The following is a 15,316-nucleotide window of genomic DNA, read 5'->3' on the forward strand; positions in this document are numbered from 1 at the left end:
ATGAAAATCAAGACATCTATCCATGCTTCCGCTGTCGTGGAGGAAGGCGCCCAGATCGGCCAAGGCGTGCGCATTGGCCCGTTTTGCCATGTCGGCGCCGATGCGGTGATCCACGACGGCGTCGAACTGGTCAGCCACGTCTCGGTGATGGGCGCGACCACCATCGGTGCCTCGACCAAGGTCTACCCGATGGCGATACTGGGCGGGCCGCCGCAGAACACCAAGCACAAGGGCGGCCGCACCACTTTGGTCATCGGCGAGAACTGCACGATCCGCGAAGGCGTGACCATGCATCTCGGCACCGATTCCAGCCGTGGCGAGACGACGATCGGCGACAATGGCAATTTCCTTGCCTACGCCCACATCGCCCATGATTGCGTCGTCGGCAACAATGCGACGTTCGCCAACGGAGCGACGCTGGGCGGCCACTGCGAGATCGGCAACAACGTCTATATTGGCGGCCTGACCGCAGTTCATCAGTTTGTCCGCGTCGGCGACAATGCCTTTCTGGGCGGCTGCTCCGCGATCGTGGGCGATGTCATTCCCTATGCCATCGCGGTCGGCAACCGCGCCAGTCTGCGTGGCCTCAACATCATTGGCCTGAAGCGTTCCGGCCTGCCGAGGTCTGAGATCCATCTGCTGCGCAAGGCCTACAGGATGATCTTCGATCGCTCCCGCACCGTCGGTGAGAACATCGAATTCGCCAAGGCCGAATTCGCGTCGTCGCCGACCGCCATGAAGATCGTCGATTTCATCACCAGTCGCGGCAAGCGGCATTATGCGGTGCCGTCGCTGAAGGGCGGCGATGGCGACGATGTCGATGACGAAGACTGAGACCGCGGCAGCAGGTCTTGATCTCCCGTCGGGCGCCAGGGTCGGCATCATCGCCGGGGGCGGCAGCCTGCCGGTCGAAGTCGCGGCCGGTTCGGCACAACGAGGCTACCCTCCCTTTGTCATCCTGATGGAAGGCGAGGTGGACCGCATTGCGGAGCTCTCCCGGTATGAGCATGAAGGCCTCGCTCTGGAAGGCATCGGCTCGCTGATACCCTTGTTGAGGCGGCACCGGATTACGCATCTGGTGCTTGCGGGCGAGATCAAGCGCAGGCCACGATTGCTTGCGCTGCGCCCCAGTCTCAGCCTGCTCGCGGTGATACCCCTGGTGGTCATGGCGCTGGCGCGCGGTGACGACGGCTTACTGAAGGTCGTGGCACGAGGCCTCGAAGCACGAGGCATAAAGATCGTCGGCGCCCACGAAATCGTGCCGGACCTCGTCGCCGCCGAGGGTGTCCTGACGAAGGCCACGCCACGCAAGTCGGACTGGCTCGACATCGAGGCAGGCCTTGCAGCGGCAAAGGCGATAGGCGCGCTGGATATTGGCCAGGCGGCGATCGCGGTCGGTGGCCGCACCATTGCGCTCGAAGGCATCGAGGGAACGGCCGGACTGCTCGATCGCGCGAAGCTGTTGCGTGGCCACGGCCGTATCGCCGGCAAGACCCGCGGCGTGCTGGTCAAATGCGCCAAGCCTGGCCAGGAACTGCGCGCGGATCTTCCTTCCATCGGTCCGCAGACGATCGAGGCGGTGCATGCGGCCGGGCTTGCCGGCATTGCTGTCGAGGCGGGACGTTCGCTGGTTCTCGAAGGCCCCGAAACCGTCGCGCGCGCCAACGCCCTCGGCCTGTTCGTCATCGGTCTGCCTGCCGCCACGGAGCCGCATCATGCCTGACAGGGCATTGAAGATCGCGATTATTGCAGGCGAAGAGTCCGGCGATCTGCTTGGCGCCGACATCGTGCGTTCGCTCAAGCAGGCTACCGGGCGGGAGGTGCAGATCGCCGGTCTCGGCGGTCGCCATTTGCAAGCGCTGGGACTGGTGTCGCCATTCGATGCCGGCGAGATCGCCCTGATGGGATTCAGCGCCATCCTGCGCGACCTGCCGCGCCTGATGCGGCGGATCAACCAGCTAGCCAAAACCGTTGCGGACGAGAAGCCCGATTGCCTCGTCACCATCGACAGTCCGGACTTTTCGTTGCGCGTCGCCAGGAAGGTGCGTGCGGCCAATCCGTCGATCCCGATCATCCACTATGTCTGCCCTAGCGTGTGGGCATGGCGGCCGGGCAGGGCGGTGGCAATGAAGCCCTATGTCGACCATATCCTCTGTATCCTGCCGTTCGAGGTGAAGGAACTCGAACGACTGGGCGGCCCGCCCGGAACCTATGTCGGGCATCGCCTCACCCATGATGCAGGCGTGCTCGGTGCTGCCAAGGCGCAGGATCTGCCGCGCGACCTTGCTTCTCCGGATCGCGTCAAAACACTACTTGTCTTGCCTGGTTCCCGGCGCGGCGAGGTGCGAAGGCTGCTCGAGCCGTTCGGCGAGACGGTGTCGATGCTGCATGCACGCGGGCACCGCCTGCGCCTGCTACTGCCAACAGTCCCGCATGTCGCCGACCTGGTCAGGGCCTCGGTCACGCGGTGGGACGAAAAACCCGAGATCATAGTTGATCCCCAACGCAAATGGCAGGCTTTCGGCAAGGCCGACGCGGCGCTGATCGCGTCCGGAACAGTATCGCTGGAGCTGGCGCTGGTGGGTGTGCCGATGGTCTCCTGTTACAGGCTCGATCCCGTCGCGCGCGTCGTGGCGCCTTACCTGTTGTCCGTCTGGTCGGCGCTGTTGCCCAACCTGATCGCGGATCGGGCGCTGGTTCCGGAGTTCTACAATGAGTACGTCAAGCCGAACAATCTGACCCGGCAATTGGAAGCGCTGTTCACCGACAGCGGGATGCGCGCCTGGCAGAAGCAGGGTTTTGCCGAGATTACCCGGCGCATGGCGACCGACAAGCCGTCCGGCGAGATCGCGGCTGGCGTCGTGCTTCGTCACATAAAAAAAGCGCCCTAACGGGCGCCTTTTCAATCCGGAAAGCCTCGATCACCGCTTGGCGATCGGCACGTAGTCACGCTCCGGCGCGCCGGTATAGAGCTGGCGCGGACGGCCGATCTTCTGGCGCGGGTCCTCGATCATTTCCTTCCACTGCGCGATCCAGCCGACGGTGCGGGCAACCGCGAACAGCACCGTGAACATGGTGGTGGGGAAGCCCAGCGCCTTCAGCGTGATGCCGGAATAGAAGTCGACATTCGGGTAGAGCTTCTTCTCGATGAAATAGGGATCGGTCAGCGCGATCTTTTCCAGCTCCATGGCGATATCGAGCAGCGGATCGTCCTTGATGCCGAGCTCACCAAGTACCTCATGCGCGGTCTTCTGCATGATCTTGGCGCGCGGATCGTAGTTCTTGTAGACGCGGTGGCCAAAGCCCATCAGCCGGAAGGGGTCGTTCTTGTCCTTGGCGCGGGCGATGAACTCCGGGATGTGGTCGACATGACCGATCTCGCCCAGCATGTTGAGCGCCGCTTCATTGGCGCCGCCATGGGCTGGGCCCCACAGGCAAGCGATGCCGGCGGCGATGCAGGCGAACGGGTTCGCGCCCGATGAGCCAGCAAGACGCACGGTCGAGGTCGAGGCGTTCTGCTCGTGGTCGGCATGCAGGATGAAGATGCGCTCCATGGCGCGAGCCAGCACCGGGTTGATCTTGTACTCCTCGCACGGCACGGCAAAGCACATATGCAGGAAGTTGGCGGCGAAGTTCAGCTCGTTCTTCGGGTAAATGAAGGGCTGGCCGATATGGTATTTGTAGGCCATCGCCGCGATCGTCGGCATCTTGGCGATCAGCCGCATCGAGGCAACCATGCGCTGGTAGGGGTCGGAGATGTCGGTGGAGTCGTGATAGAAGGCCGACAGCGCGCCAACCACGCCGCACATCACTGCCATCGGATGCGCGTCGCGGCGGAAGCCGGTGAAGAAACGCGACATCTGCTCGTGCACCATGGTGTGGCGCGTCACGCGGTAATCGAAATCGTCCTTCTGCGCCTTGGTCGGTAATTCGCCGTAGAGCAGGAGATAGCAGACCTCGAGGAAGTCGCCGTGTTCGGCCAACTGGTCGATCGGATAGCCGCGGTGCAAGAGGATGCCGGCATCGCCGTCGATGAAGGTGATCTCGGACTCGCAGCTTGCCGTCGAGGTGAAGCCGGGATCATAGGTGAAGGCGCCGGTGGTGCTGTAGAGCGAGGCGATGTCGATGACATCGGGCCCGACAGAGCCGCTTCGCACCTTGAACTCGTGGGTTTTGCCGGCGAATTCAAGCGTTGCCGTGGCCTCTTGGGTCTTGCCGCCCAAATCCAGTTTTTTCGCAGCTTCGGTCATTGCAAACTCCTTCTTGTTTCCTCATGCCGGCAAAGGCAAATTCCGCAGAGCGACACGTCGAAATCACCGCAATGCGCGTATTCGCCACCGCATTATAGGAGGTGCGTGCCAGATTGGGCCAAGGCCTAATGTTGCACTGCGAAACGCGCCTTTCAATGCCAATCTTCTTGGGCCAGTTTGCTCCTAATCGATTTGATCCGCTATGCGCGCCAGGCTTTCCTCGCGGCCGAGTACTGCAAGCACGTCGAACACGCCCGGTGAGGTGCTTTTGCCAGTCAGGGCGGCGCGCAAAGGCTGGGCCACGGCGCCAAGCTTGTGGCCGCCGGCCTGTGCATAGTCGCGCACCGCGGCTTCAGCCGCAGTGGCCGTCCAGTCACCTGACAGGGCGGTCAAAGCTTCGCGAGCGCCGCGCAGGATCTTGCGCGCGTCTTCATTGAGCAGCAGTGCCGCCTTGTCGTCGATCGGCAGCGGCCGGGTGGCAAACAGGAAGGCGGCGCCGTCGACAAGCTCGACCAGTGTCTTGGCGCGCTCCTTCAGGCCCGGCAGTGCGGCGAGCAACTGCGCCTTGTTCTTGCCGTCGAGGCGCGCGGCCATCGCCTGACCACCCTCGAGATAAGGCAGGGTGGCGATGAAGATGTCGAACAGTTCGGCATCGCTCATGCGGCGCATATGGACGCCGTTCAGCGCCTCGAGCTTGGCGAAGTCGAAGCGGGCGGCGCCCTTGTTGACATCGCCGATATCGAACCAGGAGATCATGTCCCTGATCGACATGATCTCGTCGTCGCCATGGCTCCAGCCAAGGCGCGCCAGGTAGTTGAGCAGCGCCTCCGGCAGGTAGCCCATGGCGCGATAGGCCTCGACGCCGAGCGCGCCGTGCCGCTTCGACAGCTTGGCGCCATCGGCGCCGTGGATCAGCGGGATATGCGACATAGACGGCACCTCCCAGCCCATGGCGTCGTAGATCACCGTCTGGCGGGCCGCGTTGGTCAAATGGTCGTCGCCACGAATGATGTGGGTGACGCCCATGTCGTGGTCGTCGACGACGACGGCATGCATGTAGGTCGGGTTGCCGTCCGAACGCAGGATGATGAAGTCGTCGAGATCCTTGTTGGGGAAGCGCACCTCGCCCTGGACACGGTCGTGCACCACCGTCTCGCCCGCGGTCGGCGCCTTGATGCGGATGGCGCCCTTGGCGCCTACGGGCGCCTCGGAGGGATCCCGGTCACGCCAGCGGCCATCATAGCGAGGCGGCAGCCCCTTGGCGCGTGCTGCCTCGCGCATCGCCTCCAGCTCGGCCGGCGTCTCGTAGCTGTAGTAGGCCTTGCCCATGCGCACGAGCTCCTCGGCCACCTCGCGATGACGCGGTGCGCGCTCGAACTGCGAGACGGCCTGGCCATCCCAGGAGAGGCCGAGCCAGGAAAGCCCGTCGAGAATGGCTGCGGTCGCGGCATCGTTGGAGCGCTCGCGATCGGTGTCCTCGATGCGCAGCAGCATCGTGCCGTCGGTGTGCTTTGCGTACAGCCAGTTGAACAGCGCCGTGCGCGCGCCGCCTATGTGCAGGTAACCGGTGGGCGAGGGGGCAAAACGGGTGACGACCTTGTCGGACATGAAACTCTCGGAAACCATCTGAAGCGGGGTGTGGTTGCGCGGACTTTCGCGCGTTGCGCGTTCATGTAGCATAGGGTGTCGAGGGCGCAAGGGGCAGACCCGATGGCTGGACGGGGCCGGGGCTCGGATCAGGGCGAGGACGCCACAATTGGCGTCAGCGAACGATCCCTGTTTGCGATGCCGCTGCCGGCTTCGTTGCCGCCGCCATCGCCCCTCGTGCCGGCCCCCGGCAACCCGCCGTTGCAAGCGGATGTCTCCGCCCCCGTCCCTGTTGCCGAGGCCGGCAGGATCGTGCGCGTGCGCCGGCAAATCGGCCGGATATCGCTGCCTCGGCTGCGGCACGGCGTGGCCACGGCAGCGGATCTGGAACTCGACCGAGGCGTGGCCTTCCTGCTGGTGCCGGTCTGCCTCGCGATCGGAGCGATCGGCTATTTCTCGCTGGCGGCGGAGCCTGATTTTGCAAAGGTTGTCGCGGTCGTCGTTCTGACGGGGCTGTGCGCGTTCGTCTCGCGTTCCTGGCCGAAAACCCATCTGTGCTTCATGGCTGCGCTGCTGTGCACGCTCGGCCTGCTCGCCGGCAAGGTCGAGACATGGCGAGCGGGAACGCAGATGCTGGGTTCGGAAATCTCGACCCAAGTGACCGGCCGCGTCGTCTCGCTTGACCAAATGGAGACCGGCCGCATCCGGCTGACCATCGACGTGACGTCGACCGCTAGGCCGAAATTGCGCTATGCGCCAGAGCGGGTTCGGCTTTCGGCGCGAAAGATCCCGGCGGAGATAACCGCCGGCTCCCTGGTCACCGGCTACGCCAAGCTGTTGCCGCCCACCGGCCCGGTGCGGCCGGACAGCTACGACTTCTCCTTCGACAGCTATTTCGCCGGCATCGGCGGCAGCGGGTTTTTCCTCGGCAATCCAAAGCTTGTCGCCGGCGATGACGACGACATGCCGCTGTCGGCCCGGCTTGCCTCGGGGATAGAGAATGCCCGTGAAGCCATTGCCGACCATATCAGAGGCAGTGTCGGTGGCGCCGAAGGCGAGATCGCCGCGGCCCTGATCGTCGGCGTGCGCGCCGGCATTCCCGATGAGATCAACGAAGCGATGCGGCGCACCGGCATCTACCACATCATCTCCATTTCGGGGCTGCACATGGCACTGGTGGCCGGCACCATTATGATGCTGATGCGCAGCGCCTTCGCCCTGTTTCCGGACTTTTCAGCGCGTCGGCCGGTCAAGAAATACGCGGCCGCCGCGGCACTTGTCTCGATCGCCGCCTATCTCGTCATCTCAGGTATCGTCGTTGCCGCCGAGCGCAGCTTCATCATGCTGGCGGTGATGCTGATTGCGGTGCTGTTCGATCGGGCGGCGCTGACCATGCGCAATCTGGCGATCTCGGCAATCGCGGTCATTGTGGTGTCGCCGCATGAAGTGGTCGGCCCAAGTTTCCAGATGTCGTTCGCCGCGACCGCGGCGCTGGTCGGTGCCTATGCCGGCTGGTCTGATCATCGTGCGGCGAAAACGAGACCGCCGCCGCCACGGCGATCTCTGCCTGGCTTTCTCACGCGAAAATTCCTGTTGGCGATGGGTGGCCTTGCCATGACCTCCATCATCGCCGGCAGCGCCACCGCGCTGTTTGCCATCTGGCATTTTCAGCGGGTGTCACCGCTCAGCCTGTTCGCCAATCTGGCCATCATGCCGATCGTGTCCGTCGTCATGTTCCTGGCGGTTGCCAGCGCCTTGCTGATGCCGTTCGGACTCGACGGGCCATTCCTCTACCTGATGGGCAAGGGACTGACAGCAATGATCGCCATATCGGCCTGGATTTCCGAACGTTCGCCTGTCGATGCGGTCGGGCTGATTTCGCAGCAGTCCGTCCTGCTGGTGGCGATTGCCTTGGTCATCGCGACGATGGCGACGACATGGCTGCGGCTCGCAGCCCTTCCGTTCGCGCTTGCCGGCCTGTTGACCGTCTCGGACACGCGCGTACCGGACGTGCTGATTTCGGAGGACGCCAGGCTGGTTGCGCTGCCGATCGGGGGTGGCGAGCTCGCCGTCAGCCGGCCACGTCCGAACGAATTCACGGTCGACAACTGGAAACGCGCTCTGACATCCGAAACCATCGTCACGCCGGAGGTGTTCAGCAAAGGCGACGGGCAATTCGAGATAGCCGACGCCTCTGAACTGCCGCCGGGCGCGCCTTTCTATTGCACATCAGGCGTTTGCCTCGCCAAGCATCCATCCGGTGCGATCATCGCGCATGTCGAAGACCGAAAGGACGCCTGGAAAGCCTGCGGCTTCGCCGACCTGATCGTCATCAATGACGCCACGGCCTATGACCCCTGTCACAATCCGCTGGTGCTCGTCATCACCAAGCGGCAACTGGCTCGCAAGGGTAGCGCGGCCGTCTTCTTGGATCGCCAATCGGCGACCACGCCTGCAACGATCAGCTTCGCGGTGGACGGGTCATACCGGCCCTGGCACAAGCAACGCAAATTCTCGCGCGAGGCGAGGGGCCTGCCACCCTACCGCAAACCCGAAAACCCGGTCGCAATCCCGGCTCAGTAGCGCCTGATCAGCCCGACGAGCTTGCCTTGCACCTTGACCCTGTCCGGTCCGAAAATGCGGGTTTCATAGGCCGGGTTGGCGGCTTCGAGAGCAATCGAGGCGCCCTTGCGGCGGAACCGCTTCAGCGTCGCTTCCTCTTCATCCACCAGCGCCACGATGATCTCACCCGGGCTGGCTGTATCGGCGTTGCGGATGATGACGGTATCGCCGTCGAAGATGCCGGCCTCGATCATCGAGTCGCCCTTGACCTCCAGGGCATAGTGTTCGCCGCCCATGATCATGTCCGGCGGCACCGAGATCGAATGCGTCTGATGCTGGATGGCGTCGATCGGCACACCGGCGGCGATGCGTCCCATGACCGGGATCGACACAGCGGAAACCACGTCGTCGTCATTGCCGGCCGAAGGCATCCGCGAAGACGCCGGCTTGAGTTGCCGGCCAAGGCCGCCTTGACCGAGGCTGCCCTGGATGACACTTGGCGAGAACTTCTTTGCCGCGTTGAGGCCTGGCGCGATCGAATCCGGCAGCCGCAGCACTTCCAGCGCGCGCGCCCGGTTGGGCAGCCGGCGAATGAAGCCGCGCTCTTCCAGCGCCGTGATCAGCCGGTGGATGCCGGATTTGGAAGCGAGGTCGAGCGCTTCCTTCATCTCGTCGAAGGATGGCGGAATGCCGCTTTCCTTGAGCCGTTCATGAATGAACATCAGCAGTTCATGTTGTTTGCGCGTCAGCATGGCAGCCCCCAGGTTACCTAAAACCAGAATCGTAAAAACAAACCCAGAACAAACACTATCTGTTCCAGTTGTGTTCCGCAACCGTTTAAAGTTTAATGAACTTGTTAAGGCCGCTGAAATTAATTGGCGCCCCGGCAGTGGGTCGCGGTCGACGCTGCCCGCCACCGCCGCGCGTTTGGTTGATTGAAATTCCTATGGTTAATGGCCTGTGGCCCACCCTGTGTCGGGCTTGGCCTCGGTTAAAACTTGAAGCTCGACAAGTGAGCTCGGTTCACTTCACCGGTCGTTGGCTCCCGTGAACGAAACGGAGCCAAAATGCCAACTTTGGCAGAGGAATTACACATATCGGTTTTGCCTTGTTCCTCTTTGCATTACCGCTTGTTCGTGCTGCCGTCGCCGGCATGGACATAGACATGCAGCGTATAGCCGATGTGGGTAACCATCAGGGTTTTCGCGCGCTCGATGTTGCGATCCAGCGCCGCTTCCATGAGCGCGGTATGATGTTCGATCGCGACGGCCTGGCGCAGCGCTTCCATGGCCTCTTCATGGCCATGCTGGAGACCGGCGGCCGCCCGCAAGGTGGGCGCCAGGCCAAGAAAGCGGTGATGGCGACGCAACTGATCCGCGATCGTGGAGTGGAAGGTCAGCAGCCAGGGGGAGGTTGCTGCGCTAAGCAGTGCCGCGTGGAAAGCCTCGTGCTTTTCATCCCATTCGTCGACAACGTTGTCTGACGGGTCGTCGACCGCGGTCCTGCTGCGCGACAGCCGGTAGTGGGCGGCAACGACAGCGTCCTCCCATTCACGGCTGCCCTTCTCGATCGATTCCTGGAGCAGAGGCAATTCAACCACCAACCTGGCGCGTGACAGGTCTTCCAGCTCGTTGCGCGAGACCGGAGCGACGGCAAAGCCGCGATTGCTGATGGCGGTCACCAGGCGCTCGGCCTCCAGGCGCGACAGCGCCTCGCGCAACGGCGTCCAGCCGATGCCATAGCTGTTGCGCAACGCGCTGAGCTTGAGCGGAGCGCCGGGCTTCAGACGGGTGCTGAGGATATCGCGACGCAGCAGCCTGTAGGCTGCTTCCGTCTTCGAGAAGTGCTCGTCGTCCAGCATCGTCGTCCATCCGCACTGCTTGGAATGGTGATTATATATGAAAGCCTCACATTGCGTAAATTATATATAATGTTTGACAGTGCCCAAGGGACTGCCCATGATCGGCCCAAGGTTCACTGTGTTCATCTGAGCACGCTCATGCGCGGAGATAGTCGACCATGAACGCAACTCTCGATCTCGCTGCAATCGAGGCGATGGACGCCGCGGATCCGCTGCGTTCCATGCGCGATCGTTTCGTCTTGCCGCAAGGGGTGATCTACCTCGACGGCAATTCGCTTGGCGCGGCTTCTCCCGCCGTCTTCGACGAACTGAACAAGGCCGCCACACAGGAATGGGCGCAGGATCTCATCCGTGCCTGGAACACCGCCGGCTGGTTCGACATGCCGGTCGAACTCGGCGACCAGCTCGGACGCCTGATCGGCGCCGCGGCCGGCCAGACTGTGGTCTGCGATACGACGTCGATCAATATCTACAAGGTGCTGCATGCGGCGCTCGCGATGCGTCCGGACCGGTCAGTCATCGTCGCCGAGGGCGACAGCTTTCCGACCGATCTCTATATGGCCGAGGGCGTTGCCTCGACGCGGCCGGGTACGGTGCTGCGGCTCGAGGGCGTCGACGCGCCTGATATAGAGGAACTGATCGATGAGCGCGTCGCCGTTATCCTGGTCAACCACGTCAACTACAAATCCGGCCAGTTGCGCGACATGGCGGCGCTGACGCGCAGGGCCCATCAGGCTGGTGCGCTGATCGTCTGGGATCTCTGCCACACCGCCGGTGCGCTGCCGGTCGAACTCGACGGCGCCAATGCCGATTTCGCCATCGGCTGCACCTACAAGTACCTCAATGGCGGCCCGGGTTCGCCAGCCTTCATCTATGCCGCAGAGCGGCACCACGGTGATGTCTATCAGCCGCTCAGCGGCTGGTGGGGGCATGCGCGGCCGTTCGCCTTCGAACAGGCCTACGCCGCCGGCACCGGCATCCGTCGGTTCCTGTGCGGCACGCAGCCGGTGTTGTCGATGCGGGCGCTCAAGGGCGCCCTGGACCTCTGGAACAACGTCGACATGGCGGCGGTGCGCCAGAAGAGCATCGCGCTGACCGATCTGTTCATCCATCTGGTCGAAGCAAGGTGCGGGGCCTACGGGCTTGAGCTTGAAAGTCCGCGTAACGGCAACGAGCGCGGCAGCCAAGTGTCATTCATCCACTCCAACGGCTACCAGGTGATGCGGGCCTTGATCGAGCGCGGCGTGATCGGCGATTTCCGCGCGCCTTCGACCATCCGCTTCGGCTTCACTCCGCTCTATGTCGGGTACAAGGATGTCTGGCAGGCGGTCGAGGTGCTGGAGGACATCCTGCGCACGGGCGCCTGGCAGGACGCGCGTTTCGCGGTCAAAACCGCAGTGACCTGAGAAGCTAGAGCCGGGTGCGAACTGTCCAGAGTTCCGGAAACAGGACGACCTCGAGCATCTTCTTCAGGTAGGACGCACCCGACGTGCCACCGGTGCCGCGCTTCAGGCCGATGATGCGTTCGACCGTGGTCACGTGGTTGAAGCGCCAGCGGCGGAAATAATCCTCGAAGTCGACCAGTTTTTCAGCCAGTTCGTAGAACATCCAGTAGCGCTGCGGGTCGCGGTAGACTGTCTGCCAGGCAACCAGGACTTCTTCATTCTCTGCGCGCGTCTCGCGCCAGTCGGTACGCCTGGCGTCGGCACCGATGTCGAATCCGTTGCGTGCCAAAAGCAGCAGCGCTTCGTCGTAGAGCGACGGCTCGGCCAGGATCGCCTCAAGCTTCCCGCTGAGGTCCGGCCGGTGCTTGTGTGGGCCGAGCATGGCGAGGTTGCGGTTGCCGGCCATGAACTCGATGGCGCGATACTGCCAGGACTGGAAACCCGAGGACTGGCCGAGAGCGTCGCGGAACTCGGTGTACTCGCTGGGTGTCATCGTCCGCAGCACGTCCCAGGCGTTGTTCAACTGCTCGAAGATGCGGGCGACGCGCGACAGCATCTTGAAGCTCGGCTCGAGGCGGTCGGCGCGGATCGAGCGGATAGCGGCACCGATCTCGTGCAGAGCAAGCTTCATCCAGAGCTCGGAGGTCTGATGCTGGATGATGAACAGCATCTCGTCGTGCGCTGACGACAGCGGGGTCTGGGCCTCCAACACTTTCTCCAGATGCAGATAGTCGCTGTAGGACATGCGCTCCTTGAACGACATCTGTGCGCCTTCGGACGCCGGATCGTATGGCTCGCTCAATTGATTTTCTCCGTGCGCAGCCGGAAGCGCTGGATCTTGCCGGTCTGAGTCTTGGGCAACGCAGCAATGAATTTCACCGATCGCGGATACTTGTAGGGCGCGATCGTCGCTTTGACATGGTCCTGCAGGCGCTTGATGGTCTTTGCGTCAGGCGCCACGCCTTGCACAAGCACGACATGCGCCTCGACGATCTGGCCGCGTTCGGGATCCTCAGCGCCGATGACAGCGCATTCGGTGACGTCCGGGTGCGCCAGCAGCGCCGCCTCAACCTCGGGGCCGGCAATGTTGTAGCCGGCGCTGACGATCATGTCGTCCGAGCGCGCGGCGAAATGGAAGAAGCCGTTCTCGTCTTGGGTGAAGGTGTCGCCAGTGAGGTTCCAGCCGTCGCGAACGTATTCTTTCTGCCTGTCGTCAGCCATGTAGCGACAGCCTGTCGGGCCGCGCACCGCCAGCCTGCCGGTCGCGCCGCGCGGCACCTCGTGCATCTCGTCATCGACGATGCGAGCTTCGTAGCCGCCCACCGGCTTGCCGGTCGACGCCGGCTTCATGTCGTCGAAGCGGTTGGAGATGAAGATGTGCAGCATTTCGGTGGCGCCGATGCCGTCGAGGATGGGCTTGCCTGTCTTTTGCGTCCACTCCTCGAAGACCGGAGCCGGCAAAGTCTCGCCGGCCGAAACGGCGACGCGCAGCGATGACAGGTCCGCTCCCTCATCCATGGCCTTCAGCATGGCGCGATAGGCGGTCGGCGCGGTGAAGGAGATGGTCGCTTTGTAGGTCTCGATGATATGGATCATGTTGGGTGGCGTCGCCTGTTCGAGCAGCGTCGCCGCCGCCCCGAAGCGCAGGGGAAAGATGGCGAGGCCGCCAAGGCCGAAGGTGAAAGCCAGCGGTGGCGAGCCGACGAAGATGTCGTCCGGCGTCACCTGGAGGATTTCGCGGGCATAGGCGTCGGCGATGATCAGGAGGTCGCGGTGGAAATGCATCGTCGCCTTCGGCACGCCTGTCGTGCCCGAAGTGAAGCCGAGCAGCGCGACGTCATCGCGGCCAGTGTTGACGGCGCTGAAAACAACCGATTTGTCGAGGGCGGCGCGATCGAGTTCGGCATCATGGTTGGCGGTGCCGTCGAAACCAATGACCTGTTTGAGGAACGCGCTGTCCTTGGCACAAGCCGTCATCTCGTCCATCAGCCTGGTGTCGCAGAGCGCGATTGTGATTTCCGCCTTGTCGACGATCTTGGCAAGCTCGCCAGCGCGCAGCATCGGCATGGTGTTGACGACCACGGCGCCGACCTTGGTGGCGGCCAGCCAGCAAGCGACCATGGCGGGGTTGTTGGCCGAGCGTATCAGCACCCGGTTGCCCGGCTTGACGCCGTAGTTCTCGACCAGCGCGTGGGCCAGCCTGTTCGTCCAGTCTGACAGTTCCTTGTAGGTGCGGCGGCGGCCATTGCCGATCAGGGCGGTGTGGTCACCCAGGCCCTTCTCGACCAGCCTGTCGGTGAGTTCGACGCCGGCGTTGAGATGTTCGGGATAGTCGAAACCGTCGAGCAGGAAGTCCGGCCATTGCTCAAGCGGCGGCAGGTGATCGCGCGTGAACGTGTCGATATGCGCTGAGGGCCCAAGCATGTCGCCGCTATCCTGTCTGCTGCCTGGCCAGTGCGCGAGACGCCTGGCCTGATGGGGTGGATCTCAAGGTCCTGCTTTTGAGGAGGTTTTCGTGCTGCCAGTCGCACCTTGCTCGACGCCACCCGAAAGGACGGACATCTCCAGGTTTTGAGCAGCACAGCAGACCTCCCATTGTCGGCTGTTCGTGAGAGCAGGATCGCACCAGTCGAAATTTGTTTCAAGCCTAAAATGTTTTTGCCGTGGAGCATTGACGCATTGCGTGATGGTGGCCATTGCTAGCGCAGAAGCGATGCCGTTTTGGGGGAGAGTGCCGATGCCGAGACATCGCATTGCCGATTGGGACAATGCCTATGCGAACAGCGCAAACATCGCCGGCAGCGACCGCTGGCCGGCCGCGTGGGTGGAGCCGGCGCAAGCGTTTCGTGACGCGCTTTCGGCAGAGGGCCGGGCACGGCTCGACATCGCCTATGGTGGCGGACGGCGCAATCGCCTTGATCTTTTCCTACCCAGTGCCACGCCCAAGGGATTGGTGGTGTTCATCCATGGCGGTTACTGGATGGCGTTCGACAAGAGTTTCTGGTCGCATCTCGCCAATGGTGCGGTCAGCAGCGGCTTCGCTGTGGCGATGCCCTCCTACACTCTTTGCCCCGAAATCCGTATCGCCGGCATCGTCCAGGAGATCGGCACGGCGATCGCCAAGGCGGCAGGGCTGGTCGACGGGCCGCTGATGTTGACCGGCCATTCGGCCGGGGGACATCTCGCCAGCCGCATGGTGTCGGCGACAACGCCTCTGGCGGCCGATGTGGCGCGGCGCATACGCCACGTCGTTTCGATTTCCGGCCTCCATGACCTGCGCCCGATCATGCGCACCGAGATGAACGCGACACTGGCAATCGACGAGCAGGAGGCGCTGGCCGAAAGCCCGGCGCTGCTGCGTCCCATGGATGGTGCCCGCATCACCTGCTGGGCCGGTGGTGGTGAACGCGCAGAGTTCCTGCGCCAGAACGCCTTGCTTGCCAATATCTGGACCGGCCTCGATGCCACGACCAGCACGGTGGTCGAGCCCGACCGGCATCACTACAGCATTATCGACGGCCTTGCCGATCCAGCGCATCCGCTGACACGGACCTTGATCTCGGAATAGCGCCGAGTTCATTTTCGGCTTGTTATCAATGGCTTGCCGGCGA

12 protein-coding genes are annotated in these 15,316 nt (G+C 63.2%); 6 read left to right on the forward strand and 6 right to left on the reverse strand.

Annotation, left to right across the window (positions count from 1 at the left end):
* From lpxA to lpxB, 3 genes are read left to right on the forward strand one after another with little or no spacing between them, the layout of a single operon-like run.
* Complete coding sequence (lpxA, locus tag HNQ71_RS18805; RefSeq protein WP_184874164.1) at window positions 1-834, forward strand: acyl-ACP--UDP-N-acetylglucosamine O-acyltransferase; 834 nt, start codon at window positions 1-3, stop codon at window positions 832-834.
* Complete coding sequence (locus HNQ71_RS18810) at window positions 806-1,723, forward strand: LpxI family protein (RefSeq protein WP_184874165.1); 918 nt, start codon at window positions 806-808, stop codon at window positions 1,721-1,723. The genes lpxA and HNQ71_RS18810 overlap by 29 nt, the downstream gene beginning before the upstream one ends.
* Window positions 1,716-2,891, forward strand: a complete 1,176-nt coding sequence (gene lpxB, locus HNQ71_RS18815) for a lipid-A-disaccharide synthase (protein ID WP_184874166.1) — start codon at window positions 1,716-1,718, stop codon at window positions 2,889-2,891. Before HNQ71_RS18810 ends, lpxB begins: the two co-directional genes overlap by 8 nt.
* A gap of 30 nt (window positions 2,892-2,921) precedes the next feature.
* Here lpxB and gltA read toward each other — a convergent pair whose 3' ends face one another.
* The gene (gltA, locus tag HNQ71_RS18820) at window positions 2,922-4,250 is read right to left on the reverse strand and encodes a citrate synthase (protein WP_136617811.1); all 1,329 of its coding nucleotides are present in this window, start codon (window positions 4,248-4,250) and stop codon (window positions 2,922-2,924) included.
* Between the two features lie 183 nt (window positions 4,251-4,433).
* Window positions 4,434-5,858, reverse strand: coding sequence for a glutamate--tRNA ligase (gene gltX, locus HNQ71_RS18825; protein WP_184874167.1), 1,425 nt, complete (start codon window positions 5,856-5,858; stop codon window positions 4,434-4,436).
* A 102-nt stretch (window positions 5,859-5,960) separates the two neighbouring features.
* On the opposite strand from gltX, the gene HNQ71_RS18830 reads away from it, so the two are divergent.
* Complete coding sequence (locus HNQ71_RS18830) at window positions 5,961-8,420, forward strand: ComEC/Rec2 family competence protein (RefSeq protein ID WP_184874168.1); 2,460 nt, start codon at window positions 5,961-5,963, stop codon at window positions 8,418-8,420.
* Here the strand turns inward: HNQ71_RS18830 and lexA are convergent.
* Window positions 8,414-9,151, reverse strand: a complete 738-nt coding sequence (gene lexA, locus HNQ71_RS18835; protein WP_095081425.1) for a transcriptional repressor LexA — start codon at window positions 9,149-9,151, stop codon at window positions 8,414-8,416. The two genes, HNQ71_RS18830 and lexA, sit on opposite strands and share 7 nt — an antisense overlap.
* 371 nt (window positions 9,152-9,522) lie before the next feature.
* A complete protein-coding gene (locus HNQ71_RS18840; protein ID WP_184874169.1) occupies window positions 9,523-10,260 on the reverse strand; it encodes a GntR family transcriptional regulator in 738 nt (245 codons plus the stop codon).
* 158 nt (window positions 10,261-10,418) lie between these two features.
* Between HNQ71_RS18840 and kynU the strand changes: the two genes are divergently transcribed.
* Window positions 10,419-11,666, forward strand: coding sequence for a kynureninase (gene kynU, locus HNQ71_RS18845; RefSeq protein ID WP_184874170.1), 1,248 nt, complete (start codon window positions 10,419-10,421; stop codon window positions 11,664-11,666).
* Between the two features lie 4 nt (window positions 11,667-11,670).
* On the opposite strand, the gene kynA is transcribed toward kynU, so the two are convergent.
* Together kynA and HNQ71_RS18855 are read right to left on the reverse strand one after the other, a co-directional pair.
* The gene (gene kynA / locus HNQ71_RS18850) at window positions 11,671-12,507 is read right to left on the reverse strand and encodes a tryptophan 2,3-dioxygenase (RefSeq protein WP_246461637.1); all 837 of its coding nucleotides are present in this window, start codon (window positions 12,505-12,507) and stop codon (window positions 11,671-11,673) included.
* On the reverse strand, window positions 12,504-14,129 hold the full coding sequence (locus tag HNQ71_RS18855; RefSeq protein WP_184874171.1) for an AMP-binding protein: 1,626 nt from the start codon (window positions 14,127-14,129) through the stop codon (window positions 12,504-12,506). The genes kynA and HNQ71_RS18855 overlap by 4 nt, the downstream gene beginning before the upstream one ends.
* A gap of 313 nt (window positions 14,130-14,442) precedes the next feature.
* Between HNQ71_RS18855 and HNQ71_RS18860 the strand changes: the two genes are divergently transcribed.
* The gene (locus tag HNQ71_RS18860) at window positions 14,443-15,273 is read left to right on the forward strand and encodes an alpha/beta hydrolase (protein WP_184874172.1); all 831 of its coding nucleotides are present in this window, start codon (window positions 14,443-14,445) and stop codon (window positions 15,271-15,273) included.
* Window positions 15,274-15,316 lie beyond the last annotated feature (43 nt).

The sequence above is a fragment of the Mesorhizobium sangaii genome (assembly GCF_014207355.1).
Taxonomy (GTDB): Bacteria; Pseudomonadota; Alphaproteobacteria; order Rhizobiales; family Rhizobiaceae; genus Mesorhizobium; species Mesorhizobium sangaii.